Origin of the sequence: Salipiger mangrovisoli, assembly GCF_015223355.1 — a bacterium.
Taxonomy (GTDB): Bacteria; Pseudomonadota; Alphaproteobacteria; order Rhodobacterales; family Rhodobacteraceae; genus Salipiger; species Salipiger mangrovisoli.
On sequence record NZ_JADFFK010000011.1, the window covers coordinates 154,915 to 180,354 of the forward strand.

Below are 25,440 nucleotides of genomic sequence, written 5' to 3' on the forward strand. Positions count from 1 at the left end.
CAATGAAGCCAGAGGAGATTTGCTCTGCCGCCGCGCTCGGCTAGTGTCGGCGCATGGATTCGGGGATCGACTGGCATTGGGCGCGCGCGGCGCTGGACTGGCAGCTTGAGCTGGGCGCCGACGAGGCGATCGGCGAAGCGCCGGTGGACCGTTTTGCGCTGGAGGCGGCGGAGCAGGCGGCGCGGGCTCGGCCCGTTGCGGCGACGCCCGAGAGATCCGCCGTGCCGCTGCCTCCGGCCGAACCCGCGGGTCCCGATCCCGTGATGGTGGCGCAGCAGGCCGCCAAGGCTGCCGGCAGCCTCGAAGCGCTGCGGGCGGCGATGGCGGATTTCGAGTTTTGCGAGCTGAAGCGCGGTGCGCGCAACCTGGTGTTCAGCGATGGTGTCGCGGGTGCGCGGGTGATGATCGTGGGCGAAGCGCCCGGCCGTGAAGAGGACCTTCAGGGCAAACCGTTCGTCGGTCGGGCCGGGCAGCTGCTCGACCGGATGCTGGCGGCCATCGGCCTCGACCGCGCCGCGTCGGTCTATATCACCAACGTGCTGCCCTGGCGTCCGCCGCAGAACCGCGATCCGCGTCCCGACGAGATTGCCATGATGACGCCCTTCCTGGCGCGGCACATCGAGCTGGCCGATCCCGACCTGCTGGTGGTCATGGGCAACATTTCCTGCGACGCGCTGCTTGGCCAACGCGGCATCACGCGCCTGCGCGGCAAGTGGGCCGAGGCCGAGGGCCGCCCGGCGCTGCCGATGTTCCATCCGGCCTACCTGCTGCGCCAGCCGGCGGCAAAGCGCCAGGCCTGGGCCGACCTGCTGGAACTTCAGGCCAAGCTGAAGGCGCTGGGATGAGACCGGTGCGGGCCGGGCGCAGGGGTGCCGGGGCCGCGATCAGCGCGCTGCTGCTGGCCATGGCGGGCCCCGCGGCCGCCGACGGTTTCACGCCAGATTACACCGCGCTCTTCCGCGACCACATGGATGATGTCGAGGAGCCGTCGCCGGGACTGGAGATCCTCGAACTGCCGGGGCCGGTCATCGTCACCCGCCGCGACGGCAGCGGCGTCCGGGCCGAGGATCAGAGCGGGCATGGCCCCGCCGGATGCGCGCTGGCCCGGCTGGTCGAGATCACCGCGGCGGTGCAGCTCTGTCCAGAGCTGTTGAGCTTGGCCGAGCGCGATCGGCTGGCCAGCCTGCTGCTGCGCGCGGCGGCCTTCGCCGGCGACAACACCTATCCGCCCCTGACGCTGGAAGAACGCGAGGATGCGCTCGCCGCGGCGCTCGCCAAGGCGCGGTTGGCGCAGGGCGGCAGCTGTCCGCTGCCCGAGACCGAGGCAGATTGGGTGCGCTTTGCCCGCAGCCTCGCCACCGACGAGGCCGCCCGCCGCTTCGCCCATATCTTCGCCGTACCTCGGCTGCCTGTGGCGCAGCCCTGTCCCTGACGCTATGGATGTCGGCAGACCTGCCCCCCCTGCCCAGAGAGAGCCCGCATGAGCCGCATCGACGAAACCCGAGAGTTCATCCCCGTCCGCATCGCGGTGCTGACCGTGAGCGACACCCGTGGCCTCGATCAGGACCGATCAGGCGACACGCTGGTGCAGCGGCTGACCGATGCGGGGCATCTGCTGGCGGATCGCGCAATCGTGAAGGACGACCGCGCGGCGATCTCGGACCGGCTGCGCAGCTGGATCGCGAACCCCGAGGTGGATGTTGTCATCTCGACCGGCGGTACGGGGCTGACCGGGCGCGACGTCACGGTCGAGGCGCATCGGGATGTCTACGAAAAGGAGATCGACGCTTTCGGGACGGTCTTCACCATGGTTTCCATGCAGAAAATAGGCACTTCCGCGGTGCAGTCGCGGGCAACCGGAGGGGTCGCGGGGGGCACCTACCTCTTTGCGCTGCCGGGCAGCACCGGCGCCTGCAAGGACGCCTGGGACGAGATCCTGCGCTGGCAACTCGACTACCGGCACATGCCCTGCAACTTCGTCGAGATTTTTCCGCGCCTCGAGGAGCACAAGCGACGGAAATGATACGGTCCCGCGTATCACAGTGACGGCTTGGATTGCGCCGGGCCGTGGGCGTAAAGTGAAGACAGCCAGACAGGGGGGCAGTGCCTCTCCATTTCGCGGGACGATCACATGCGGTTTCTACGCCGGAGCCTCGTCGGGCTCTTTCTTCTTTCGCTGACGCTGGGCCTGCTGGCCTGGGCCGGAATACTGGTCCGCGATGCGGTGCAGGTCTATCTGACCGACGCCCCGCGCATTCCGCAGGCGCGCGAGCGGGTCTTCGCGGTCAATGCGGTTCCCGTGCGGCTGGAGAGCGTCGCGCCGGTGATGACCGCATTCGGCGAGATCCAGAGCCGGCGCACGCTCGAGCTGCGCAGCGCGGTGGGCGGCACGCTGATCGATCTCGCCCCCGAGTTCGTCGAGGGGGGGCGGGTCGAGGCGGGAACGCTGCTCGCGCGGATTGACCCGGCCGACATGCAGGCGGAACTGGAGCGGGCGCAGAGCGCCTTGCAGGACTCCGAGGCCGAACGGCGCGAGGCGCTGCGCTCGGTCGAACTGGAAAAGGATGCGCTCGCCGCCGCCGAAGAGCAGGCCGAGCTGCGCCAGCGCGCCTACCAGCGGCAGGCCGATCTTCAGTCCCGCGGTGTCGGCACCTCGGCGCTGGTCGAAGAGGCCGAGCTCTCGGCCTCCTCGGCGCGGCAGGCGGTGGTCACGCGGCGGCAGGCGCTGGCGCAGGCCGAGGCGCGGGTGGACCAGAGCACGACCTCGCTGGCGCGTGCGCATATCGCGCTCGACGAGGCGCAGCGGCGGCTCGACGAGACCGAGATCCGCGCCGGCTTTGATGCCCAGCTCAAGGATGTCGCGGTGGTTGGCGGGCGGCGGGTCTCGGCCAACGAACAGCTGGCGACGCTGGTCGATCCCGCCGCGCTGGAAGTGGCCTTCCGCGTCTCGACCCAGCAATACCTGCAATTGCTCAACGCCTCGGATCGCCCGCGCGAGCTGCCGGTGACGGTGACGCTGGATTTCTACGGTGCCTCGGTCAGCAGCGAGGGGACGCTGACGCGCGAGGGCGCGGCCGTCGGCGAGGGTCAGACGGGGCGGCTGCTGTTCGCCGCGCTGGACGCTCCGCGTGGCTTCAAGCCGGGGGATTTCGTCACGGTCAAGATCGCCGAGCCGGCGCTTGAGCAGGTCGCGCTGCTGCCCGCCACGGCGCTCGGCCCGACGGGCGACGTGCTTGTGCTGGACGGCGAGGACCGGCTGGAGGCGGTCCAAGTCGAACTGCTGCGGCGCCAGGGGGATGCGGTGATCATCCGCGCCGCCGGGCTGGGCGGGCGGCTGGTGGTGGCCGAGCGCTCACCGCTGCTCGGTGCCGGCATCAAGGTGCGCCCGCTCAACACCGATGCGCCGAGCGGGCCGACCGGCCCCGATGTGCAGGCCGAGGCAAGCATGCTCGAGCTGACCGAGGAACGCCGCGCGCGGCTGGTGGCCTTCATCGAGGGCAACGAGCGCATGCCCGCCGAGGCCAAGCAGCGCCTGCTGGCACAGATTTCCGAGCCGATGGTCCCCGCGCAGGTGATCGAACGGCTCGAAGCGCGCATGGGAGGCTGAGCCGATGCGGCACCTCCCCGGACCGATTGCCGGCCAAGCGAGCGGCATCCTGAGCTATTTCACCCGCCATCGGACGGTCGCCAACCTTCTGCTGGTGATCCTCATCGGGGCGGGGCTGCTGGCCGTGCCGAACATGCGGGCGCAGTATTTTCCCGACGTGATCGAGGACGAGGTCGATGTCCGCGTCGCCTGGGAGGGCGCCGGGGCGCAGGACATCGACAATGCCATCGTGCAGCTGCTGGAACCGGTGTTGCTGGCGGTCGAGGGCGTGGTGGCGACCGAGAGCCTCTCGCGCGAGGGCTCGGCGCGGATCGAGCTGGAGTTCGAGCCCAACTACAACATGGCCAGGGCGCTGGACGATGTGCAGACGGCGGTGGATTCCGTCGACAACCTGCCCGAGCAGGCCGACGATCCGCAGGTGACCTCGGGCGGCTGGCGCGACCGGGTGACCGATGTGGTGATCACCGGCCCGGTGGGGGTGGGCCAGCTCGGGCGTTTCGCCGACGAGTTCGTCGTCCGGCTCTTTGCCGAGGGGGTCACGCGCACCACCATCCGCGGCCTCGCGGCGCCGCAGATCGTGGTCGAGGTGCCCACCGCCAATCTGCTCGGCTACGACGTCACCATGCAGCAGATCGCCGAGGCGATCTCGGCCGAAGTGGATGCTGCCCCGGCGGGCGACGTGAGCGGCGCCAATGCCCGCGTCCGCGCCGGTGTCGAGAAGCGCGCCCTGCGCGACATCTCTGCCATCGTGCTGCGCTCGGAGCCGGACGGCACGAAGCTGACCGTCGGCGACGTGGCGCTGTTGCGCGAGGAGGGGATCGACCGTGAACGCGCCTATTACGTCGGCGACCACCCGGCGATCTCGGTGCAGGTGGAGCGCTCGGCAGAGGGCGACGCGATCAAGATCCAGAATGCCGTGGCCAAGGTGGCGCGAGAGTTCCAGTCGGTGTTGCCCGAGGGAACCACGGTCGATCTGATCCGCACCCGCGCCGAGGCGATCACCAACCGGCTCGATCTGCTGTTGCACAACGGCCTGTCGGGTCTCGCGCTGGTGGTGGGGCTGCTGTTCCTCTTTCTCAACGCGCGCACCGCACTTTGGGTGGCGGCGGGGATTCCGACCTCGATGCTGGCGGCGCTGGCGCTGATGTATGCCTCGGGCCTGACGCTCAACATGATCTCGCTCTTTGCGCTGATCATCACGCTGGGCATCGTGGTCGACGACGCCATCGTGGTGGGCGAGCACGCCGATCACCTGCACCGGCGGCGCGGGCTTGGCCCTGTCGAGGCCGCCGAGACCGCCGCGCGGCGCATGGCGCTGCCGGTGTTCAGCTCGACACTGACCACGGTCATCGCCTTTTTCGGCCTGACGGTGATCGGCGGACGCTTCGGCGAGATGATCTCGGACATTCCCTTCACGGTGATCGTCGTGCTGCTGGCGAGCTTGGTCGAATGCTTCCTGATCCTGCCCAACCACATGGCCCATGCCATCGCCAAGTCGACCGAGGAGCATTGGTACGACTGGCCCTCGCGCATGGTGAACCGCGGCTTCCGATGGATGCGCGAGACGCTGTTCCGCCCGCTGATGGCGGGGGTTATCGCAGCACGCTACGTGGTGCTTGCCGCGGCGGTGCTGCTGCTGGCGTCGCAGGCCGCGAGTTTCATCCGCGGCGATGTGGTCTGGCGCTTTTTCAACTCGCCCGAGCAGCCCTCGGTCAGCGGCAACTTCGCCATGGCACCGGGGGCCACGCGCGAGGACACGCTGGAACAGATGCGCGCCCTGCAACGCGCCACCGAGGCGCTGGGGGCCGAGTATGAAGAGCGATACGGCCGCAACCCGCTCGACTACGTGATCGCCGAGATCGGTGGCAACTCGGGCCGGGCCCTGGCCGAGGCCGAGAACAAGGAAGCCGACCAGCTCGGCGCGATCTCCATCGAGCTGATCGAGCCCGACTTCCGCCCCTACTCCAGCTTCCAGTTTGTCGCCGACCTGCAGGAGCGGGTCGAGCAGCACCCGCTGGTCGAGGTGATCAGCTTCCGCGGCTGGCGCTCGGGGCCGGGCGGAGATGCGCTTGACGTGCAGTTCTACGGTGCCGTTGCCGCGACGCTGAAACATGCCGCCGAGGATCTGAAGACCGCGGTGATGCGGTTCCCCGAGGTCTCGGCGGTCGAGGACAACCTGTCCTACGACAAGGATGAGCTGGTGCTCGAGCTGACGCCACAGGGACAGGCGCTGGGGCTGACGGTGGATGATCTGGGCCGGGTGCTGCGCAACCGCATCGGCGGCATCGAGGCGGCGACCTTCCCGGTCGGCCCGCGCAGCGCCGAGGTGCGGGTGGAGCTGCCCGAAAGCGAGCAGACCGCCGATTTCCTTGAACGCACGCAGATCCGCACGCCCGAGGGGGCCTATGTGCAGCTTGCCGACATCGTGCGGGTTGACCGCTCGAGCGGGTTCTCCACCGTGCGCCGCGAAAACGGGCTGCGGACGGTTTCGGTCACCGGCGACATCTCCGAGGATGATGCCGAGCGCGCCGCCGAGATCATGAAAGCCCTGCAGGACGAGATCCTCCCCGCCATCGCTGCCGAGCGTCAGGTCGAGTACCACGTCGCGGGCCTGGCCGAGGATGAGCAGGATTTCCTCGCCGACGCGGGCACTGGGCTGGTGCTGGTGCTGCTGGGCATCTACCTGGTGCTGGCGTGGGTCTTCGCCAGCTGGACGCGGCCCCTCGTGGTGATGGCGGTGATTCCCTTCGGCCTTGTCGGGGCGATCTACGGCCATGCGCATTGGGATGTGCCGCTGTCGATGTTCACCGTGGTCGGGCTGCTGGGCATGACCGGGATCATCATCAACGATTCGATCGTGCTGGTCAGCCAGATCGATGAATACGCGCCGGACCGCGGGATCTTCCAGGCGATCATCGACGGCGCGGCAGACCGGCTGCGCCCGGTCTTCCTGACCACCGCGACAACCGTCCTCGGCCTTGCGCCGCTGCTCTACGAGCGCAGCTCGGACGCGCAGTTCCTCAAGCCCACGGTGATCACGCTGGTCTACGGGCTGGGCTTCGGAATGCTGCTGGTGCTGCTGGTGGTGCCGGCGCTGCTGGCGGCGCAGCATGACATCGCCCGCCGCGTCGCCGCCGCCCGCCGCGGCGCGCGCCACCGTCACCGCCGCGTGCGGGCACTGGTGCTGGGGCTTGGCCTGATCGTGCTGGGCTGGCTAGGGGCCACCATGGGCAGCCTGCTGGTTCATGGCGCGCTGCCCCAGGCGCTGCGCCTTCCGTTGCTTGCAGGGTTGCCCGAGCAGGTGGCTGGCTTTGCGCTCTTCGTCGGCGGTGTGGCGCTGCTGCTGGGGCTGGTATGGCTGGCGGTGCTGGCGATGGGGCTGCGCAGGCGCCGGGCCGAGGGCTGACGCGCCCTTAGTTTCCGCCGACGGAGCTTGCTCAGCCGCAGCCCTGGATATCGACCGCCTGGTCGTGGCCGAGCACTGTGAACCGCAGTTTCGAGCGGTCGAGCGCGAAGGGCTTGCCCTCCATGTGCATCAGCTTGGTCTCGCTGACCAGCGTGCCGCCGCTGCGCCGGGTCTTCGGCTCAGAGGCCCAGACCTCGGGGTGGCCGGCCTCGACCACGGTCTCTTCGGAGCCCGCGATGGCCGGCATGTCGATCTCGGCGCGCAGCTTGATGCCACCCTTGGCCGGGCTCACGGTGCAGCGCACGGCGCTCACCTTGGCTTCGCGGGCGGTGAAGGGCGCCTCTGCCAGCGCGGCGGCGATCATCGGATCAACGCTGGTGCTGTCGGGCAGCACAGCTTCCACATGCAGCGTCTGCGGCACGCAGATGTCGCTGCACACGCCGATCATCATGTTGGCCTCAAGCGTCACCGGCCCGCCGTTTCCGGAGATCCGCAGCGGCAGCACCAGCTCGCCCTTGTAGCCGACGGAGCGCGCACCGGATTGGCGGAACACATGCGGCGTCGGCCAGAGCGCGGTGACCCGCGAGACATTGTCCGAGCCGCTCCAGTCGAAGACCGGCGGGATGCCGGCCTCGCCGGGCGCGCGCCAGTAGGTCTTCCAGCCGGGCGCAAGACGCAGGTGCAGCGCCGCCATGTGGTCGCCATCGGGAAGGCGCCAGCCGGGACGCAGCTCGGCCACGACGGGCTCCTCGGCGCGCGCCGCCGGTGCGGCAAGCGGCACCATGCCGAGCACGCCAAGACAGGTCAGGACTCTGAAGATATTGCGGATCATAGATGTCAAATGGTCCCTCTCCGCGCTCCTGCCAAGTCACATTGCAGCGAGAGCGCGGTGTTTCAAGCGGGATGTGTGCTTGCACCCTCAGTGCCGGAAGGTCACACTCGCTGGGCAGATCGCAGAAAGGTCCTCATGACGCACGCCCAGATCGCCTCCGGCGCCACCGACCTCACCGGCTCCGTGCTGATCGCCATGCCCGGCATGGGCGATGAACGTTTCGAACATGCGGTGATCTACCTTTGCGCCCATTCCGACGAGGGCGCGATGGGGCTGATCCTGAACAAGCCCTCGGCCGACGTGACGCTGGAGGGGTTGTTCGAGCAGCTGGGAATCGAGGCAGAGCCGGGGTCCGGACAGGTGCCGGTACACTTCGGCGGCCCGGTCGAGATGGGCCGCGGCTTCGTGCTGCACAGCGACGACTACCGTTCGGAGCTGACCACGCTTCAGGTCGACGACGGATTCTCGATGACCGGCACGCTCGACGTGCTCGAACATATCGCGCGCGGCGACGGCCCGCACGAGTGGATCGCCATGCTCGGCTATGCGGGTTGGGGACCGGGACAGCTCGAAGGCGAACTTGCCGACAACGCCTGGCTGGTCTGCCCGGCGAGCCGCGAGCTGGTCTTCGGCACGCCCGACGCCGCCAAGTGGGGCGCTGCGTTGGACAGCCTTGGCATCGCGGCCCTGGCGCTCTCTGGCGAGGGCGGCCGGGCCTGAAAGCGCGCGGCCTCTTCGCTCGGGCGGGGCGCGCCCCTCGCCACCGACCTCATTTCATCTTTCTGCAAAAGCTCCCGCCGGAGGCACTGGCCCGCGCGGCGCCCGAGTATTTGTCGAAAGTTGAAAGAGAGGCGCCGCGCCTCAGCGCGGCGCGGCGGCGCGGCTCAGCCGGTCGTTGATCGCCACGCCCGCGCCGACATGCGGGATCGGGGCTACGGCGATCACCTCGGCCCCTTCCGCGTCAAGCGTGTGAAGATGCGCGAAGAGGTTCGAGGCCGCCTCGTCGAGGTCGCCGGCGACCGAGAGGTTCAGATCGCAGTCGATGTCACCGAAACCGAGCCGGGCCTCGCCCTCGCGCCAGTCGGCGGCGTTCAGCCGCAACCGCGCGCGCGGCGCGTAATGCGAGGCGGTCTGGCCGGGGGCCGAGATGGCCTCGCGCTCCTGCCGACGCATGACCGGGTGGCCGAGCGCCTCGGAGAGCTGCTCGGCGCTGATTCCGCCGGGGCGCAGCAGGGTCGGTCGGCCGGCGAGGCCGAGGATGGTGCTCTCGACGCCGACGGGGCAGGGGCCACCGTCGAGCACCGCCGAGATGCGCCCGTCGAGCGTGCCTAGGACGTGGTCGGCGGTGGTCGGGCTGATCAGCCCCGAGCGGTTGGCCGAGGGGCCGGCCAGCGGGCCGCCGAATTCAGTCAGCAACCGGCGCGCCAGCGGCGCGGCGGGCAGGCGCACGGCAAGCGTGCTGAGGCCCGCGGTCACGCGGTCGGCAATGCCGGCATCCTCGCGCAGGGGCAGCACCAGCGTCAGCGGGCCGGGCCAGAGGGCCTGCGCGATATTCTCGGCGGTACCGGACCAATGCACCAGCTGCTTGGCGTGCTCGATGCTGGGCACATGCACGATCAGCGGGTTGAAGCTGGGGCGCCCCTTGGCCTCGTAGATCGCTGCAACGGCCGCGTCGATCCGGGCATCCGCGCCGAGCCCGTAGACCGTCTCGGTCGGGAAGGCGACGAGCTCGCCGGCGCGCAGCAGGTCTGCGGCGCGGGCGATCCCCGCGTCATCGGCGGGCAGGCGCAGGGTGGAGGTATCGGGCATCGGGCTATCCGTGACGCTGCGTTCCGTTTGGTTCGGGGCGAGCCATAGTCTTAGGGTCGCACCGAAATCGTGGGATCCTCCCTACCCGAGGGGACCCGCCTTGCCAACTAGGATCGGAGGACCTGCCATGCCCTATCGTGCGCCCGTCGCTGAGATGACCTTTCTTCTGAAGGAGGTGGTCGGCTACGACGAGGTGGCCGCGACGCCGCGCTACGAGGAGGCGAGCGCGGATATGGTAGAGGCCGTCCTGGGCGAGGCGGGGCGGATCTGCGACGCGGTGCTGGCCCCGCTCAACCGCGCGGGCGACCTGCAGGGCGCGGTGCTGGAGAACGGCGTGCTGCGCAGCTCGCCCGGCTTCGCCGAGGGGTATGCGGCACTGGCGGAGGGCGGCTGGGTCTCGGTCTCGGCGCCGCCCGAGTTCGGCGGCATGGGGCTGCCCGTGGCGGTGGGCGCGGCGGTCAACGAGATGATGTCGGGGGCCTGCCTGGCGTTGCATCTCAACCCGCTGCTGACGCAGGGCCAGATCGAGGCGCTCGAGCATCACGCCAGCGCGGAGATCAAGGCGCTCTACCTGCCACGGCTGATTTCCGGCGAATGGTCGGGCACGATGAACCTGACCGAGCCTCAGGCGGGCTCGGACGTCGGCGCGCTCTCAACCAAGGCGGTGCCGAGCGGCGATGGCACCTACGCGGTGTCCGGGCAGAAAATCTTCATCTCTTGGGGGGATTGCGATTTCGTCGGCAACGTCTGCCACCTTGTGCTGGCGCGGCTGCCGGATGCGCCTGCGGGGACCAAGGGCATCAGCCTCTTCCTCGTGCCGAAGTACATCCCGGACGCAAATGGCGCGCCGGGTGTGGCGAACGCGCTGAAGGTGGTCAGCCTCGAGCACAAGATGGGCCTGCACGGCTCGCCGACCTGCGTGATGAGCTTCGAGGGCGCGACCGGCTGGCTGATCGGCGAGGCGGGCGATGGCATGCGCGCCATGTTCACCATGATGAACAACGCCCGGCTGGGCGTCGGCGGGCAGGGCATCGGCGCGGCGGAAGGCGCCTATCAGCACGCGCTCGCCTACGCGATGGAGCGCAGACAGGGGCGCTCGCCCGACGGGACCATTGTCGGCCACGCGGATGTGCGGCGGATGCTGGCGGGGATGAAGGCGGATATCCTCGCGGCGCGGTCGATCGCGCTGGCCTGTGCCGTGGCCATCGACATGGGCCGCGCCACCGGCGAGGAGGAATGGATGGCGCGTGCGGCCTTCCTGACGCCCATCGCCAAGGCGTTCGGCACGGATGTCGGCTGCGAGGCGGCCGAGGCAGGCGTGCAGGTCTATGGCGGCATGGGCTACATCGAGGAAAGCGGCGCCGCGCAATTCTATCGCGACGTGAGGGTGACCGCGATCTACGAGGGCACCAATGGCATTCAGGCGATGGATCTCGTGGGGCGCAAGCTGATGGACGGCGGCGAGGCGGCGGCGCGGCTGCTCGACGAGATCGAGGCGCAGGCCGAAGCGGCCAAGGTGGTGATGCCCGACCTTGCCGCCGCGGTCTGGGAGGCCGCCGAAAGCCTGCGCGAGGCCACCGAATCCCTGGTCGCCCGGCCGGCGGCGGAGCGCTTCGGCGTGGCGGTGCCCTACCTGCGCGCCTTTGCCCGCGTACTCGGGGGGCATTTCCATCTGCGCGCTGCCATGGCAGACCCCTCGGGAGCCCATGCGCGTCTTGCGCTCTTCTACGTCACGCGGCTCCTGCCCGAACACGCCAGCCTGTTGGCCCATGTCTCGCGGGGGGATGCCGAGCTGATGTCCATTACTGCCGAGGATCTTGCTGCCTGATGAAGCCTGCGCTGCACTACCCCTACGACGCACCCCCCGCCTGGGGTGAGGCCCTGGAAGTTGCCGAGGGCGTGCTCTGGATGCGCCTGCCGCTGCCGATGAAGCTCGACCACGTCAATGTCTACGCGCTGGACGATGGCGATGGCTGGACGCTGGTCGACACCGGGATGCACACCCCGCGGGCGCTGCGGGTCTGGGAGACGCTGCTTGCCGGGCCGCTCGGTGGCAAGCCGGTGCGACGTGTGGTGGTGACCCATCACCATCCCGATCACATGGGGCTCGCGGGGTGGTTCCAGCAGCGCGGCGCAGAGCTCGTGACCACGCGCACCGCCTGGCTGTTCTCGCGCATGTTGCAGCTCGACGCGCAGGAGGCACCGCCACCCGAGCAGGTGACCTACTGGCAGCGCTGCGGCATGGAGCCGCAGGTGCTGGAGCGGCGCCGGACCGAACGGCCCTTCAACTTCGCCGATTGCGTCTGGCCGATGCCGCTTGGCTTCAGCCGCATCCGGCAGGGCGACGCGCTGCGCATGGGGGGGCGCAACTGGCAGGTGCACATCGGCAATGGCCACGCCCCGGAACACGCGACCTTCTGGTCGATGGATGACGACCTTGTGCTGGCGGGGGACCAGATCCTCTCGACCATCAGCTCCAACCTCGGCGTCTATGCAACCGAACCCGAGGCCGATCCCGTGGGCGAGTGGCTCGAGGCCTGCGAACGGCTTGCCACGCTGGCGCGCGAGGCGCATTTCGTGCTCGGCGGGCACAAGCTGCCCTTTACCGGGCTGCCCTTCCGCATGCGCCAGCTGATCGACAATCACCACGGTGCGCTGGAGCGGCTGGAGGCCTATCTGGACAGGCCGAAGAGTGCCGGAGACTGTTTTGCGCCGCTGTTCAAGCGCAGCATCGGCGACGCGGAATACGGGCTCGCGCTGGTCGAGGCGATGGCGCATTGCCAGCATCTCTACCGCGAGGGGCGGGCCACGCGAACGCTGAGCGAGACCGGTGCCTGGCTGTGGCAGGCAGCACGCGGCTGAGCCGGCGCGGGGGCTCACGGCGGCTCAAGAACAGGTGACAGGTGATGCAGAATCCGCTAAGCCTCTGAGCGGAGAAGAAACGCCCGAGGAATGGACGGACACATGGCAGACTACAAGCCTGGCAGCATGGACATCACCACGCAGGAACAGACCTTTAACGGCTTCATCAAGTTCGTGATCCGCACGGTCTATGTGATCATCGCGATCCTCCTGTTCCTGGCGGTCTTCAACTCCTGATCCCTCGGGATCGCGGGAGGAGAAATTCAGCCACGGCCGGGCGGCGGAGGAGCCGCCCGCTGACCAGAGAGAGTCGGCTTCCATGTACCATCGTGCCACGTTCCTGGCGGGCCTCGCAGCGTTGACGCTTGCGGGCTGCTCTACGCCGGCCATGCGTTATCCCAATGCCACGCCCGAAGAGGTGGCTGCAGCGCGCTACGTCGACAGCGGGCCAAGCAGGCTGACGCTCTACACGATGATCAACAACCGCTCGGACAGCGGGGCGCATTCAAGCCTGATGATCAGCGCGCCCTCGCAGCGTGTGGTCTTCGATCCGGCAGGATCGGTGCGCGCGCGCAATGTCCCCGAGGTGGACGACGTGCTCTACGGCGTGACCCCAGAGGTCGCCGAGTTCTATGCCCGTGCCCACGCGCGCGAGACCTACCGCGTCCGCATCCAGAGCGTCGAGGTCCCGCCCGAGGTCGCGGAGCAGGCGCTGCGCGCGGTGCAGGCCTATGGCCCGGTGTCGCAGACCCGCTGCACCCAGGCGACGTCCACGATTCTGAGCCAGTTGCCCGGCTTCGAGGGCATCAGCCGGACCTGGTTCCCCAACAGCCTTGCAGACCAGCTGGCGCAATTTCCCGGCGTCACCGACCGGGTGCTGCGCGAAGAGGATTCGGACGACAAGCAGCTTGCCGTCGCCGCCTTCGAGCAGAGCGCCGGTCCGGACGGTCAGCCGAACCAGTAACTGCCCGCCACAAGCGTCACCGCGCCGCTGAGGATCGACAGGATCACGTTCCTGCTGATCAGGCCGACGCCCAGCGTGGCCGCGGCGGCGAGCAGCCGCGCGGGGTCGGTCTGGCCGCCGGTTGCGGCTGGCCAGGCCACCAGCGGCGCCACCAGCGCCGGCATCATCGCCACGGCGGTGTAGCGCAGGTGCCGGGTCAGCCATTCGGGCAGCGGGCGGTTCCCGACCAGCCCGAGGAACAGGAAGCGCAGCGTGTAGCTGCCGAACCCCAGTCCGAGGATCACCAGCCAGAGGTCTGTGCGATCGATCATTTCTGCATCCTCCGTTCGGTCTCGGCCCCGGCGATCATGCCGAGTGCGGCGGCGCAGAGCACCCCGAGGTTGTAGGGCATCCAGGCCAGAAGCAGCGCGCCAAGCGTGGCGGTGAAGGCCGCCACCACATGCGCGCCGGTGCGCAGTGCCGGGGCGATCATCGCGAGAAAGGCGATGGGCAGCGCGAAGTCCAGGCCGAAGTCGGCGGGCACCGCCTCGCCCAGCCAGGCGCCGAGCAGGGTGAACCCGTACCAAGGCGGGCAGGTCGGGGTCATCGTCCCCAGGAAGAAGGCGAATTTCTGGGACAGGGTCTTCCCGGGGTGACGTTCGAAATGCAGCGCCGAGGCCGCGTAGGTCTGGTCGATGAGGAAATAGGCGCCGAGCGCCCGTTTCCACAGCGGCAGCCCGCCGAGATGCGGTGTGATTGCGGCGGAATACATCGCCATGCGCAGGTTCACCGCAAGCGCCGAGGCCAGCACGATCAGCGCCGGCACATGCTCCTGGAGCATCTGCAGCGAGACAAACTGCGCGGCCCCGGCGATCACCACCACCGAGAAGGTGAGCGTCTCGAAGAGATTGAGCCCGGCCTCCGTGGCCAGAACCCCGAAAAGCGTGCCGAACGGCGCGATCACCAGCAGGAAGGGGAGCCCGGCGCGCACGCCTTGCCAGTAGTCGGAACTTTGGGTGGGCGCGGCCATTGTGGTCTCCGGTCGATCTGCCGGGCAAGGCCTAGCCAAGGGCCGGGGGAGATGCAATCTGCGCTGATGCAGGTTCCGGTCTGCTGCGGCGCGGGAGGTGTCAGCGCCGCAAAGCTGCCGCGAGCACCCTGGTCAGGCGTGAAGCAGGGGGGGCGCTGCCCCCGCCCGCCTGCGGCGGTCTCCCCCGGGATATTTGGACCTAGAAGAAAACGTGCAGGCGTGCGGGCGCAGGGATCAGTCGAAGGCACCGGCGACGCGACCGAGCAGCATGAAGGCGCGGGCGGTGCGGGTGTTCGAAAGCTCTGCGATCTCGCTGTCCGAGGCGGTCTCGGCGAAGCGCACGAAGGCGCGGTCGTAGAGGCGCAGGAAGTGATGCGCGGCGTCGCGGAAGATCGCGTCCTGTTTCATCCGGCCCGAGCTGAGGGCCAGTGAACTGCGGTCGCGGACCCCGCCGAGCGCGGCCACGGCGCGGCCGCGGCTGCCCTTGGCGAAGTCGCGCCAGACCTCGGGGCGGGCAAGGTCGGGGCGCAGGTCGTCCATGTAGATGCCATCCTGCGACAGCAGCGTCAGCACGTCCTGCGAGGCCTGGATGAGCTGCGCCGCCTGCCGGTCCTTCAGCGCCCGGCGCAGGGCGGCGAATCCCTCGAGATCCTCGGCCGTGTCGGGAAAATTCAGCGCCCGGATGAAGTCGGCATTGACCAGCGGCGGCTCCAGCGCCTCGGCCGGGGTGCCGAGCGAGAGCGCCGGCTGGTCATCGGCCGGAGCGGGCGCGGCCGCCGCCGGAGCCTGAACCTGCTGCAGCGCCGCCTGGGCGGCTCGGGTCGAGCCGAGCATGGCCAGCGTGGTCTCGATCTTGCGCTGCGCTGCGCCGATCTCGTCGAGCTTGCGCGCAAGCGTGCTGGCGGAGGGGTCGTTGCGCCCGGTCTGCGCCTGGGTCAGGTAGGACTTGCGGATCGCCTCGATGGCGGCCTGCAGGCGGGTGCTTTCCTCGCGCATGATACGCGCCGCGCGGGCGGTCAGCGCCGCCACCCAGATCATCGCGACCGGCAGGAACACCACCATGACCGCCAGCACGAAGCCCAGCCCGCCCGGCACCTCGGTGCCGAGCACGAACACGTAGCCGCCCGAGAGCAGCAGCCAGAGCAGGCTGGCCAGGAGCGCGGCGATCTCGACCGCGCTCAGGCGGCGCTTGCCGGTGCCGTCGAGCATGCCGAGCGGCGCGGAACGGCTGTCGTTGCTGTCTGCCATGATGGGGCGCGACCCTTAGCTGCGGAGGTTACTTGTAGGCGATCGAGAGGATCTCGTAGCTCTTTTCGCCGCCGGGCGTGCGGACCTCGACGCTGTCGCCTTCCTCCTTGCCGATCAGGGCGCGGGCGATGGGCGACTTGATGTTGAGCAGGCCCTTCTCGATGTTGGCCTCGTGCTCGCCGACGATCTGCCAGGTCTTCTCCTCGTCGGTGTCCTCGTCGACGACGGTGACCGTCGCGCCGAATTTCACCGAGCCCGAGAGCTTGGTCGGGTCGATCACCTCGGCCAGCGAGATCACGCCCTCGATCTCCTTGATCCGGCCCTCGATGAAGCTCTGCTTTTCGCGGGCGGAATGGTACTCGGCGTTCTCTGACAGATCGCCGTGCTCGCGCGCCTCGGCAATGGCCTTGATGATGGCGGGACGCTCGACGGACTTGAGCGTTTTCAATTCTGTTTCGAGCGCGGTGAAGCCCGCGCGGGTCATCAGTATCTTTTCCATTGAGTCTTTCCGGAACTGTCCCGGGGGCCTGTCCCCGGCCCCTTTGCGTTTGCCGTCTAAAACCATGTGTGGTCGGTTCTGGCAAGAGTGGGGATTGTCCACGTCTTTGGCAAGGGCGGGCTGCGCCTGGGGCGTCACGGGCCTGCGGGTGGTTCGCCGGGGCGGCGCTGTCCACTATTATTTTCCGAAGGTCGCGACAGATACCTTTTATGCCGCCTTTAGATTGACCTGTGCCGCGGTGCCGCGCTACGCCAATGCGCAAGATAATTACAGCAAGCAGCCAGCGGAGGATCGGCATGGCCGAAGTCGAGCGCGAGTCGATGGAATATGATGTTGTGATCGTGGGGGCGGGGCCGGCGGGGCTCTCGGCCGCGATCCGGCTGAAGCAGCTCGATGCGGATCTCTCCGTCGTTGTGCTCGAGAAGGGCTCGGAAGTGGGCGCGCACATCCTGTCGGGCGCCGTTCTGGATCCCTGCGGGCTCGACGCCCTGATTCCCGACTGGAAGGAGAAGGGCGCGCCGATCACCGTGCCCGTCCGGGAAGACAAGTTCTACCTGCTGGGCGCGGCCGGCAAGGTCACCATCCCGCACTGGCCGATGCCGAAGTTCATGTCGAACGAGGGCAACTACATCGTCTCGATGGGCAACGTCTGCCGCTGGATGGCCGAACAGGCCGAGGCGCTCGGGGTCGAGATCTTCCCCGGCATGGCCTGCTCGGAGCTGGTCTACGGCGAGAAGGGCGAGATTCGCGGCGTGGTCGCGGGCGAGTTCGGCAAGGAAGCCGACGGCACCCCCGGGCCGGGCTACGAGCCGGGCATGGAACTGCTGGGCAAATATGTCTTCCTGTCGGAGGGTGTGCGCGGCTCGCTCTCGAAGGAGGTGATCGAGAAATACAACCTTTCCGACGGTCACTGCCCGCAGAAGTTCGGCCTCGGCATGAAGGAGATCTGGGAGATCGACCCCGCCAAGCACAGCGAGGGCCGGGTCGAGCACACCATGGGCTGGCCGCTCGGGGGCAATGCCGGGGGCGGGGCGTTCATCTACCACCTCGACAACAACCAGGTCTACGTCGGCTTCGTGGTGCACCTGAACTACAAGAACCCGCACCTCTACCCCTACATGGAGTTCCAGCGCTTCAAGCATCACCCGCATGTGGCGGCGCTGCTCGAGGGCGGCAAGCGCGTGGCCTATGGCGCGCGGGCGATCTCCGAGGGCGGCTTCCAGTCGATGCCGAAGATGGTGGCGCCCGGCGTCGCGTTGCTGGGCTGTTCGGTGGGCATGGTCAACGTGCCGCGGATCAAGGGCAACCACAACGCCATGCTCTCGGGCAAGGCGGCGGCCGAGGCGGCTTATGCCGCGATCAGCGCGGGCCGCGCCTCGGACGAGCTGACGGCCTATGAGACCGAGGTGCGCGAGGGCGCGATCGGCAAGGACCTGTGGAAGGTGCGCAACGTCAAGCCGCTGTGGTCGAAGACCGGGCTGCTGGGCTCGTTGACGCTGGGCGGGCTTGACATGTGGACCAACAGCTTCGGCTTCTCGCTGTTCGGCACGGTGAAGCATGGCAAGAGCGACGCCGCCTCGACCGAGATGGCGGCGGGCCACCAGCCCATCGACTACCCCAAGCCCGACGGCAAGCTGAGCTTCGACCGGCTGACCAACGTCGCCTTCTCCTTCACCAACCACGAGGAGAGCCAGCCGGCGCATCTGAAGCTGAAGGACGCGCGGGTGCCGGTGCTCGACAACCTGCCGAAATACGCGGGTCCCTCGCAGCGCTACTGCCCGGCGGGGGTCTACGAGTTCGTCGAGAAGGACGGCAGGACGGAGTTCGTGATCAACTTCCAGAACTGCGTGCACTGCAAGACCTGCGACATCAAGGATCCCTCGCAGAACATCACCTGGACCGTTCCGCAGGGCGGTGACGGCCCGAACTATCCAAACATGTGATTTGGGTTGTAAGCGCTGACGTTACGGAATGCCCCGGCCATGTGCCGGGGCAAATTTTTTCGGATTACGGCTCTTGCACCCGGTCGCGACTTTCCGGTAAAGCGGTCGGCGGAGAGGTGGCCGAGTGGTCGAAGGCGCACGCCTGGAAAGTGTGTAGGCGGGGAACCGTCTCGAGGGTTCGAATCCCTTCCTCTCCGCCATAAACCTTGCTCTAGGCAGTGGTTTATGCGTTTGAGCCGCGGGTATGGAATTTTCTGCCCGAGCGATGCTCTTCTAGATTTTTTCAATTCAAAACCACGATCCCGTGTCTCTCGGACCCGTTTCTGCGTCGATCTGGCGAGCCGCCAAGCCTTAGTATACGCGCCGTCACGTCTGCGGCCAGCGGCTCGTGCGTAGCGGGTTGCCGTGCCCTGCGGGCCGTTGGCACTCCGCGCGGGGAGAAGTCCGTCGTGGCTCATGCGAACACCGAGAGATCCGCAGGCACGGCTCACCGGCAGTCCAGGGCGGAAAGGGATTGTGAAAATAATGTTTACCTTACGGCAATGAAACCGCTGCGCTATCATGGGGCGATCAATTTGTGATCGCGGCAACCACAAGGACGAATTTCATGGAAGGTATTGCAGCTCTTATTGTTCAGGCAATTGCAGGTATGGTCGGCGGCGGCGTTGCGGGCCAGCTGGTCAAGACCGTTGGCATGGCCGTCCTGCCCAAGCTTCTGTCGGGGGCCATCGGCGGCATTCTCGGTGGCTCGGCCATTGGCGCGATCCTGGGAGGTGGCGATCCAACGGCGGCGGCCGATGCGGCGACTGCCGCCGGGGGCATGGATATCGGGGCGCTGATCGGCCAGCTGCTGGGCGGCGCGGCCGGCGGCGGCGTTCTGACCGCGATCGTCGGGCAGTTTCTCGGCAAGAAGTGACGACGCCGGGGTAAGCCGCCTTCTGGATTGTCTGCGGGCAAAGTGCCGGAGGGCTTGTGTCCTCGGGTCCGTCTTCCCGCGGCCGCCAATGGGCGCGCCCGTGAGGCCCCTCAGGGGGCACCCACAGGTGGCCGGGCCGCGTCGATCGCTTGGCCGCGCGGCACGGGCTTGCGCCGTGGCGTGGCTTGAACACCGCTCGGACGGGCCGCTCCAAAACAGGCTCCTCCGTCCAGGAGGGGCAAGATCGCAGTAGTGGCGTTCGGGCGCCGGCTCAGGTGTCCCAGGGGCGCGGCAGCACGGCGCGGAGGGCCGTTCTGACCACGGCGATATCCTCGTTTCGCAGGCAGACCGGGTTCAAGACGAGGGAGGAGGGCGCGCGAGGGGTCTTGGCAAGATGGACCGGCGGGGACAGGGTCCGCAGCCTGCAGTCCATTTCGCAGGCCTTCGCGGGACTGGAAAAATCGATCTCAAGCAAGGGGATACGGTCAGGGTTGTCGCGATTCACGACACGGATGCGGGGCTCTGGAAGCGCGTCGGCGATCCGGTCGCAGACGCTCAGCCAGTGCGCGTGGCGCTGTGCGTCCGAAACCGAGAGGAAGTGATCGAGCGCGGCCATTAATCCGGCGATCTCATGCTTTCCCAGCTTGGCGGCGCGGCCAACCCCATGCCGGGGCAGCCCCCGGTAGCGGGACATGTCGATGAAGCCCGCCGGGGGCGAGAACTCGGAGATCGGCAGGTCGAGGTCCAGGCATTGCAGCGCGGCTGAGGCGACAAGATCGCGTCGACCGGCCAGCATTCCGGTCCCGGCGGGCCCGCCAAGAAGCTTGCCGCCGGAGAAGACGACGAGGTCGGCCCCATCTGCAAGAAAGCGGCGCAGGTTCGCGGCGGGAGGGAGTTCCGCGGCAGCATCGACGATGATCGGCACGGCGTGCGCGCGGGCGACCGCCGCGACCTCGGCGAGCGCATCGTGATTGCCGGGCCGCGCGACGAAGAGCAGGGCGGCGCTGCGCGGGCCAAGCGCGGCGGCGTATTCCCAAGGCTCCGCATCGCGTGTGCCTGCCCCGGCCGCGGGGTCGGGCAAGCCGACCTCGACAAGGCGCGCTCCGGCGGTGCGCAGCGCGTGGTCGTAGCCATTGCGCTGCGAGCGGGCGACGACGATCTCGCGCAGAGGGCCGGTGCGGGGCAGGGCGTTCATCCGCGCCACGTCGTCGCGCGCCAGGCAGGCGGCTGCGGCAAGCAGTAGCCCGGCGGATGCCCCGGCGGTGACAAGGCCGGATTCGGCCCCGGTCGCCCCGGCGATGCGGGCGCCGGCATCGGCGTGCAGTTCGACCATGTCGACGGCAAAGCGTTCCGCCGCGATCATCGCTTCGAGCACTCCGGGTGCAAGCGGCGCGCCGGAGAGCCGCGTCAGGGTGCCCGCCGCGTTGATGAGCCGCGCAGCGGGGCTCATCCCACGGTCAGCCGGAAATCGTTGCCCTCTGGGAGAAGCTGGCCGCCATCGACCACGATGGTGGTGCCGGTGACAAAGGCCGCCTCTTCCGAGGCGAGGTAGGTCGCGGCGGCGGCGATGTCTTTCGGCGTTCCCATGCGGCCCACGGGGATGGCGCTTTCCATGTCGCGGATGAAAGCGGCCGAGCGGTGCGCCTGCATCCCCTCTGTCAGGATATTGCCAGGCTCGATGCCGTTCACGGTGATGCCGCAGCCGGCAAATTCCAGCGCCGCGGCGCGGATGAAGCCGTTGATCCCCGCCTTGGAGGCCGAGTAGTGACCGTGCCCCGGCGAGGTCACGCGCGGTCCGGTGATCGAGGACGTCAGGACGATCCGGCCGTAGCCCTGCGCCTTCATCGGTTTCACCGCCGCCTTCGTGGCCAGGAAGCACCCGCCGAGGTTGACGCCGAGCACGCGGTTCCACTCCTCGGGGCTGGTGTCCTCGATCAGCGTCCAGGGGTAGATGCCGGCGTTCTGCACGAGGATGTCGAGCCTGCCGTGCAGGTCGAGCGCAGCGGCGACGATGGCCTCGGCCTGCGCCGGGTCAGAAACATCCGCGTGATGATAGGACGCCCCCAGCTTCGCGGCCAGCGCCATGCCGTCCGCATCCTCCAGATCGGCGATGACGATCCTAGCGCCCTCGGCGGCGAAGCGCGTGGCGATGCCTCCGCCGATCCCCCTTGCGCCGCCGATGATGAGGGCCACGCGCCCGTCGAGCCGACCTGTCACAGCAGTTTCTCCCTCAGTCGCAGTTTCAGCGTGTCGAGCAGCACCGCCGCCAGCACCAGCAGACCGAGGATGACCTGGGTCCAATGCGCGGGCAGCCGCATCAGGTTGATCGCGGTGTGGATGGAATAGATCAGCAGCACGCCGGCATAGACGCCCGGCAGTTTGCCGATGCCGCCCTTCAGCGACACGCCGCCGATCACCACAGCGGCGAAGGCATTGAACAGCATGCCGGTCCCAAGGTTCGCCGTGGCCCCCGAGGTGCGGATCGCGAGCAGCCATCCGGCCAGGCCCGCGAGCGCCCCGGCGAGGATGAACGAGCTCCACAGGATTTTCGGGGCAGCAATGCCGGCGCGGTAGGTGGCTGTCTCGTTGCCGCCGACCAGCGTGACGTAGCGGCCGAACGGGGTCTTCGCCATGATGAAGGAAAAGACCACGAAGCAGAGCATCGAGATCCAGGCGAGCAGCGGGATACCGAAGATGCGCTCGACGCCGATGATGCGGATCGCGCTGTCCAGGCTCTGGGCTGACCGCCCGCCCGAGATCGCGACCACCAGCCCGCGCACCCAGATGAAGGAGGCGAGCGTGACGATGAAGGCGGACATGCCGACCTTGATCACGAAGAAGCCGTTGATGAAGCCGATGACGACGCCGACGGCGACGGCGATGGCCATCGAGACAGGGATCATCACGATGGGTGGCCCCAAGGACAGGCCAAGCCCGATGCCGGAGGAGGCGAAGAGCAGCCCGGTGACCATTGCAGCGAGCGCGGCGGTCGATTCCACCGACAGATCGAGGTGCCCGGCAATGATCACGATGGCCAGGCCGATCGCCATCACGCCGACGTAGGTGGATTGTTCGAGGATGTTGGCAAAGATGCCGAACTGGAAGTAGTGCGGGATCGTCAGCGAGAAGATCACCAGCACGGTGATCAGCATGAGCCAGACGAGATTGTCGAGCAGGAACTCGAAGGTGCGGCGGCGCGCGGGCGTCATCGGGGGCCTTTCGCAGAGATCAGCAAGGGGAGAGAGGCGCCGGACCAACGCTGGTCGGCCCGGCACCCTGCGCAAGCGCCTTTCACTCGACGGGCGAAATCGGATCGCTTGGGGCCTGCAGGTTGCCCCAGAACCTGGAGTCGTCGACATTCCCGGCGGTGATCGCGGCGCCGGGGATCTTGATGTTCGGACCCCAGTCCTCGATCGTCACCACCGACTCCAGCCCCAGCACGTCATAGGTGCCCGGCGCGATCTCCTCGCCGTTCACCACCTTGTCGGCGAACATCGCCAGCGCCGCGGCCTGTGCGAAGAGCGGCTGCTCGACCTCGACCTGCTCCCAGCCCTGCCTGATCAGGTCGAGCCCGACCGGCGCGCCGTTCGACGAGACCAGCATGACGTCTCCCGGCTGCTTGCCCGCCGCCTCGAGCGAGGCCACGGCCGCCACCGCAAGATGCGCTGCATGGACGAAGATCAGGTCGATGTCGGGCGTCGCCAACAGCTCATCGGCAACGATGGAGCCAGCGTTGGACGCCTCCCATTGCATGGCGGGATGGGTGATGATCTCGACGTCGGTGCCGTCCATCATCTCCTCGAAGCCCTTCTGGATATCCAATGTGTAGGGGTCGCCCGGATCGCCCAGCACCTGAAGGATCTTGCCCGAGACCGCTCCCTTCTTCTCGGTCAGCAGCCGCTTGATCTCATCGGCGGCCACATGGCCGATCTCGATGGTGCCGGCGACCGAGGTCAGGTCCGAGACGGTCGAGGTGATCTGCCGGTCGAACTGCATCACCGGGATGCCCGCCGCTCGTGCCTCCTCGATCGAGGGGGTGAGCGCATTGAAGTCCACCGCGGCGAGGACGATCGCCGCCGGCTTGAGAAGGATCGTGTCGGCCATCTGGCTTTGCTGCACGTCGGTCTTGTTGTCGGCGTTCAGCGTTACCACCTCGTAGCCGACATCCTTGAAGAAGCTCTCGATCGCGTCGACCGAAGTGGTCTGGAACTCGTCCAGCAGTGTCGGGACCATATAGTAGACGGTCCCCTTGTCCTGGGCCTGGGCGGATGATGCCAACGCGACGGCTGCCGCCGCGCCCATGAGATATCGTCGTGTCATCTTCATCGTCGTCAGTCCTCTTCCTGTTGGACCGGGATATGATCCAGCTTGGCCGTGTCCCTCCCGGCTAGGGACAAGGTTCCCCCGGTGATCAGCTCGACGGCGTGATCCGGGGTTGTCTTTGCGGTTTCGATGTCGCCGGCGACCCGGCCGTGACGGATCACGACGATCCGGTCGGCGACCTGGAAGGCCTGCGCCATGATGTGGGTGATGACGATCACGCCGACGCCGCGGGCCGCAACGTCGCGGATCATCTTCAGCCCGCGCGCGGTCTGTTCGACCCCCAGCGCGGCGAAGGGCTCGTCGAGCAGCACCAGCTTGCCGCCGAAATGCACGAAACGGTTCAGCTCGATCGCCTGGCGCTGCCCGCCCGACAGATGCTCGACGTTGGTGCGCAGCGAGGGGATGCGCGTGCCCGCGTCCGAGATCGCCTTGCCGGTGACGCGCTCCATTTCCTTTTCCTGGAGGATCGGGATGCCGCAGACCTTGCGGGTGATTTCGCGACCCATGAAGAAATTCGCCACGACATCGACGTTCAGGCACAGCGAAAGGTCCTGGTAGACGGTTTCGATTCCGGCCGCCTTGGCCTCGGAAGGGTCGGTGAAATGACGCTCCTGGCCGTCGAAGCGTATGCTGCCCGAGGTGGGTTTCAGCCCGCCCGAGATGATCTTGACCAGGGTGGACTTGCCCGCGCCATTGTCGCCGAGCAGCGCCACGACCTCGCCCGCGCGCACATCCATGTCGATGCCGCGCAACGCCTGCACGGCACCGTAGTTGCGGGTGATGGCGCTCAGGCTGAGAAGCGGCTCGGTCATCGGGTCTCTCTTTCCATCCGGCTGGAGAACAGGTCGGGCGCGGCGTCCCTGCCGCTGCGGTCGGGCGGGGTTTCGCCCGGTGCGAAGACGCGGTTGACGGCGAGCGAGGCGGCCCCCCGGATGACCGCGTCGGACCCCGCCAGTGAGGGGACGATCCGCGGCACCTTGCGGTCCGAGCGCGCGCCCAGCGACACGGGAAGATCGTCCGCGAGCGCGAGCAGGCGGGCGAGCAGCCCGTCGGGAGCCTGTCCGCCCAGCACGATGGTTTCGGGCTCGTACATGTTCTCTATCGTGACGATGGCGGCGCAGAAGATCGGGCGGATTTCGTCGAGCCAGGCGGCTTCGCCGATCTCGGGCACGCGGCGGTCGTAGGCCTCCAGCGAGAAGTAGCGCTCGAGACAGCCGCGGTTGCCGCAGGAGCAAGGCTCGCCGTTCAGCACGATCGGGATGTGACCGATTTCCGAGGCATTGCCATGCGCGCCCCGCATGACCTGGTTGTTGTAGATCATCGCGCCACCAAGTCCGACGCCCATGTAGAGATAGAAGAAATCGCGAAACTCCGTGCCCCGGCCGAACAGCCGCTCGCCATGGGCGGCGGCCGACATGTCGCCATCTACGAAGGTCGGGTAGGGCAGTGTGTCGTGCAGCCCCTCGCGGATGTCGGCCTCGCTCCAACCCTCCATGGTGGTCGAGCCGACGAAGCTCATCGCCTCGATCCCGAAGGGACCTGGCAGCGAGATGCCGACGCCGAGGATCCGCTCCTCTGCATGGCCCGATGCCAGGTCATCGACCAGTTCGCGGATCGCTCCGAAGGCCTGTTTCGCCGAGAGACGCGAGGCCGCCACCCGGCGACCCGAGACCAGGTTGCCTGCCAGGTCCATCAAGCCGGCCTCGAGCCCGCGCGGCGAGATCGAGACCCCGATCGCAAAGGCACCTTCGGGGGCAATCTCGAAGCAGGGGGCCGGGAAGCCGCGGCCCTTGCGCGCGCCTGGCCGCAGGCTGAGAAAGCCGTGATCGAGCAGTTCTGAGGTGATCGTCGAGACCGTCTGGGTCGTCAGTCCGACGCGCCGTGCAATGTCCGCGCGCGAAATTGGTCCATGCTGCCGGATTGCCTCGAGCACCGTCCGGCGGTTGTGCGGCCGTGCCTGCCCCTGGTTCGTGCCCGATAGCGCCAAGTGCTCCCCTTTCGGGATCGGAAAGTTAAGTCATG

General features: G+C 68.1%; 24 protein-coding genes and 1 tRNA gene. 13 read left to right on the forward strand and 12 right to left on the reverse strand.

The annotated features are described in order from the left end of the window. Positions 1 to 53 precede the first annotated feature (53 nt). The 5 genes from IQ782_RS15790 (at position 54) to IQ782_RS15810 (ending at position 7,013) form a co-directional block, all read left to right on the forward strand. The gene (locus IQ782_RS15790; protein WP_194135619.1) at positions 54 to 845 is read left to right on the forward strand and encodes a uracil-DNA glycosylase; all 792 of its coding nucleotides are present in this window, start codon (positions 54 to 56) and stop codon (positions 843 to 845) included. Then, complete coding sequence (locus tag IQ782_RS15795) at positions 842 to 1,432, forward strand: hypothetical protein (protein WP_240989329.1); 591 nt, start codon at positions 842 to 844, stop codon at positions 1,430 to 1,432. The genes IQ782_RS15790 and IQ782_RS15795 overlap by 4 nt, the downstream gene beginning before the upstream one ends. Before the next feature lie 48 nt (positions 1,433 to 1,480). Further along, positions 1,481 to 2,023 carry a molybdenum cofactor biosynthesis protein B gene (gene moaB / locus IQ782_RS15800; protein ID WP_194135620.1) on the forward strand — a complete coding sequence of 181 codons (543 nt, stop codon included), beginning with the start codon at positions 1,481 to 1,483 and terminating at the stop codon, positions 2,021 to 2,023. A 108-nt stretch (positions 2,024 to 2,131) separates the two neighbouring features. After that, positions 2,132 to 3,607 (forward strand): efflux RND transporter periplasmic adaptor subunit, encoded by a 1,476-nt coding sequence (locus tag IQ782_RS15805; RefSeq protein ID WP_194135621.1) that lies wholly within the window; start codon positions 2,132 to 2,134, stop codon positions 3,605 to 3,607. Between the two features lie 4 nt (positions 3,608 to 3,611). Continuing rightward, a complete protein-coding gene (locus tag IQ782_RS15810) occupies positions 3,612 to 7,013 on the forward strand; it encodes an efflux RND transporter permease subunit (protein WP_194135622.1) in 3,402 nt (1,133 codons plus the stop codon). A 31-nt stretch (positions 7,014 to 7,044) separates the two neighbouring features. On the opposite strand, the gene IQ782_RS15815 is transcribed toward IQ782_RS15810, so the two are convergent. Continuing rightward, positions 7,045 to 7,845, reverse strand: a complete 801-nt coding sequence (locus IQ782_RS15815) for a protein-disulfide reductase DsbD domain-containing protein (protein WP_194135671.1) — start codon at positions 7,843 to 7,845, stop codon at positions 7,045 to 7,047. A gap of 135 nt (positions 7,846 to 7,980) precedes the next feature. Here IQ782_RS15815 and IQ782_RS15820 point away from each other — a divergent pair, with 135 nt between their 5' ends. Beyond that, complete coding sequence (locus IQ782_RS15820) at positions 7,981 to 8,565, forward strand: YqgE/AlgH family protein (RefSeq protein WP_194135623.1); 585 nt, start codon at positions 7,981 to 7,983, stop codon at positions 8,563 to 8,565. 141 nt (positions 8,566 to 8,706) lie between these two features. Here IQ782_RS15820 and IQ782_RS15825 read toward each other — a convergent pair whose 3' ends face one another. Continuing rightward, on the reverse strand, positions 8,707 to 9,654 hold the full coding sequence (locus IQ782_RS15825) for an L-threonylcarbamoyladenylate synthase (protein WP_194135624.1): 948 nt from the start codon (positions 9,652 to 9,654) through the stop codon (positions 8,707 to 8,709). 127 nt (positions 9,655 to 9,781) lie between these two features. Here IQ782_RS15825 and IQ782_RS15830 point away from each other — a divergent pair, with 127 nt between their 5' ends. The 4 genes from IQ782_RS15830 to IQ782_RS15845 all read left to right on the forward strand — a co-directional run bounded on the left by IQ782_RS15830 (position 9,782) and on the right by IQ782_RS15845 (position 13,480). Then, positions 9,782 to 11,482, forward strand: coding sequence for an acyl-CoA dehydrogenase (locus IQ782_RS15830; protein WP_194135625.1), 1,701 nt, complete (start codon positions 9,782 to 9,784; stop codon positions 11,480 to 11,482). Beyond that, positions 11,482 to 12,516, forward strand: a complete 1,035-nt coding sequence (locus IQ782_RS15835; RefSeq protein WP_194135626.1) for an MBL fold metallo-hydrolase — start codon at positions 11,482 to 11,484, stop codon at positions 12,514 to 12,516. The genes IQ782_RS15830 and IQ782_RS15835 overlap by 1 nt, the downstream gene beginning before the upstream one ends. 102 nt (positions 12,517 to 12,618) lie before the next feature. After that, positions 12,619 to 12,753 carry an aa3-type cytochrome c oxidase subunit IV gene (locus tag IQ782_RS15840; protein WP_194135627.1) on the forward strand — a complete coding sequence of 45 codons (135 nt, stop codon included), beginning with the start codon at positions 12,619 to 12,621 and terminating at the stop codon, positions 12,751 to 12,753. 82 nt (positions 12,754 to 12,835) lie between these two features. After that, positions 12,836 to 13,480 carry a hypothetical protein gene (locus IQ782_RS15845; protein ID WP_194135628.1) on the forward strand — a complete coding sequence of 215 codons (645 nt, stop codon included), beginning with the start codon at positions 12,836 to 12,838 and terminating at the stop codon, positions 13,478 to 13,480. On the opposite strand, the gene IQ782_RS15850 is transcribed toward IQ782_RS15845, so the two are convergent. The 4 genes from IQ782_RS15850 to greA form a co-directional block, all read right to left on the reverse strand. Continuing rightward, positions 13,465 to 13,791 (reverse strand): AzlD domain-containing protein, encoded by a 327-nt coding sequence (locus IQ782_RS15850; RefSeq protein WP_194135629.1) that lies wholly within the window; start codon positions 13,789 to 13,791, stop codon positions 13,465 to 13,467. The two genes, IQ782_RS15845 and IQ782_RS15850, sit on opposite strands and share 16 nt — an antisense overlap. Then, a complete protein-coding gene (locus IQ782_RS15855; RefSeq protein ID WP_194135630.1) occupies positions 13,788 to 14,489 on the reverse strand; it encodes an AzlC family ABC transporter permease in 702 nt (233 codons plus the stop codon). The genes IQ782_RS15850 and IQ782_RS15855 overlap by 4 nt, the downstream gene beginning before the upstream one ends. A 234-nt stretch (positions 14,490 to 14,723) precedes the next feature. After that, the gene (locus tag IQ782_RS15860) at positions 14,724 to 15,737 is read right to left on the reverse strand and encodes a hypothetical protein (protein ID WP_194135631.1); all 1,014 of its coding nucleotides are present in this window, start codon (positions 15,735 to 15,737) and stop codon (positions 14,724 to 14,726) included. 28 nt (positions 15,738 to 15,765) lie between these two features. Then, complete coding sequence (greA, locus tag IQ782_RS15865) at positions 15,766 to 16,236, reverse strand: transcription elongation factor GreA (protein WP_194135633.1); 471 nt, start codon at positions 16,234 to 16,236, stop codon at positions 15,766 to 15,768. Positions 16,237 to 16,532: 296 nt separating this feature from the next. Between greA and IQ782_RS15870 the strand changes: the two genes are divergently transcribed. From IQ782_RS15870 to IQ782_RS15880, 3 genes are all read left to right on the forward strand, one after another. Further along, a complete protein-coding gene (locus IQ782_RS15870; protein ID WP_194135634.1) occupies positions 16,533 to 18,179 on the forward strand; it encodes an electron transfer flavoprotein-ubiquinone oxidoreductase in 1,647 nt (548 codons plus the stop codon). 110 nt (positions 18,180 to 18,289) lie between these two features. Continuing rightward, positions 18,290 to 18,379, forward strand: a tRNA-Ser gene (locus IQ782_RS15875). A 407-nt stretch (positions 18,380 to 18,786) separates the two neighbouring features. Then, positions 18,787 to 19,095 carry a hypothetical protein gene (locus IQ782_RS15880; RefSeq protein WP_194135635.1) on the forward strand — a complete coding sequence of 103 codons (309 nt, stop codon included), beginning with the start codon at positions 18,787 to 18,789 and terminating at the stop codon, positions 19,093 to 19,095. Positions 19,096 to 19,366: 271 nt separating this feature from the next. On the opposite strand, the gene IQ782_RS15885 is transcribed toward IQ782_RS15880, so the two are convergent. From IQ782_RS15885 to IQ782_RS15910, 6 genes are all read right to left on the reverse strand, one after another. Next, a complete protein-coding gene (locus IQ782_RS15885) occupies positions 19,367 to 20,545 on the reverse strand; it encodes an aminotransferase class V-fold PLP-dependent enzyme (RefSeq protein ID WP_194135636.1) in 1,179 nt (392 codons plus the stop codon). Next, positions 20,542 to 21,312 carry a glucose 1-dehydrogenase gene (locus IQ782_RS15890; RefSeq protein WP_194135637.1) on the reverse strand — a complete coding sequence of 257 codons (771 nt, stop codon included), beginning with the start codon at positions 21,310 to 21,312 and terminating at the stop codon, positions 20,542 to 20,544. The genes IQ782_RS15885 and IQ782_RS15890 overlap by 4 nt, the downstream gene beginning before the upstream one ends. Further along, a complete protein-coding gene (locus IQ782_RS15895) occupies positions 21,309 to 22,304 on the reverse strand; it encodes an ABC transporter permease (RefSeq protein WP_194135638.1) in 996 nt (331 codons plus the stop codon). The genes IQ782_RS15890 and IQ782_RS15895 overlap by 4 nt, the downstream gene beginning before the upstream one ends. Before the next feature lie 82 nt (positions 22,305 to 22,386). Next, complete coding sequence (locus IQ782_RS15900) at positions 22,387 to 23,421, reverse strand: sugar ABC transporter substrate-binding protein (protein WP_194135639.1); 1,035 nt, start codon at positions 23,419 to 23,421, stop codon at positions 22,387 to 22,389. Positions 23,422 to 23,426: 5 nt separating this feature from the next. Continuing rightward, positions 23,427 to 24,230 (reverse strand): ATP-binding cassette domain-containing protein, encoded by an 804-nt coding sequence (locus tag IQ782_RS15905; RefSeq protein WP_194135640.1) that lies wholly within the window; start codon positions 24,228 to 24,230, stop codon positions 23,427 to 23,429. Further along, positions 24,227 to 25,405: an ROK family transcriptional regulator gene (locus IQ782_RS15910; protein WP_194135641.1), complete on the reverse strand. Its 1,179-nt coding sequence runs from the start codon at positions 25,403 to 25,405 to the stop codon at positions 24,227 to 24,229. The genes IQ782_RS15905 and IQ782_RS15910 overlap by 4 nt, the downstream gene beginning before the upstream one ends. Positions 25,406 to 25,440 lie beyond the last annotated feature (35 nt).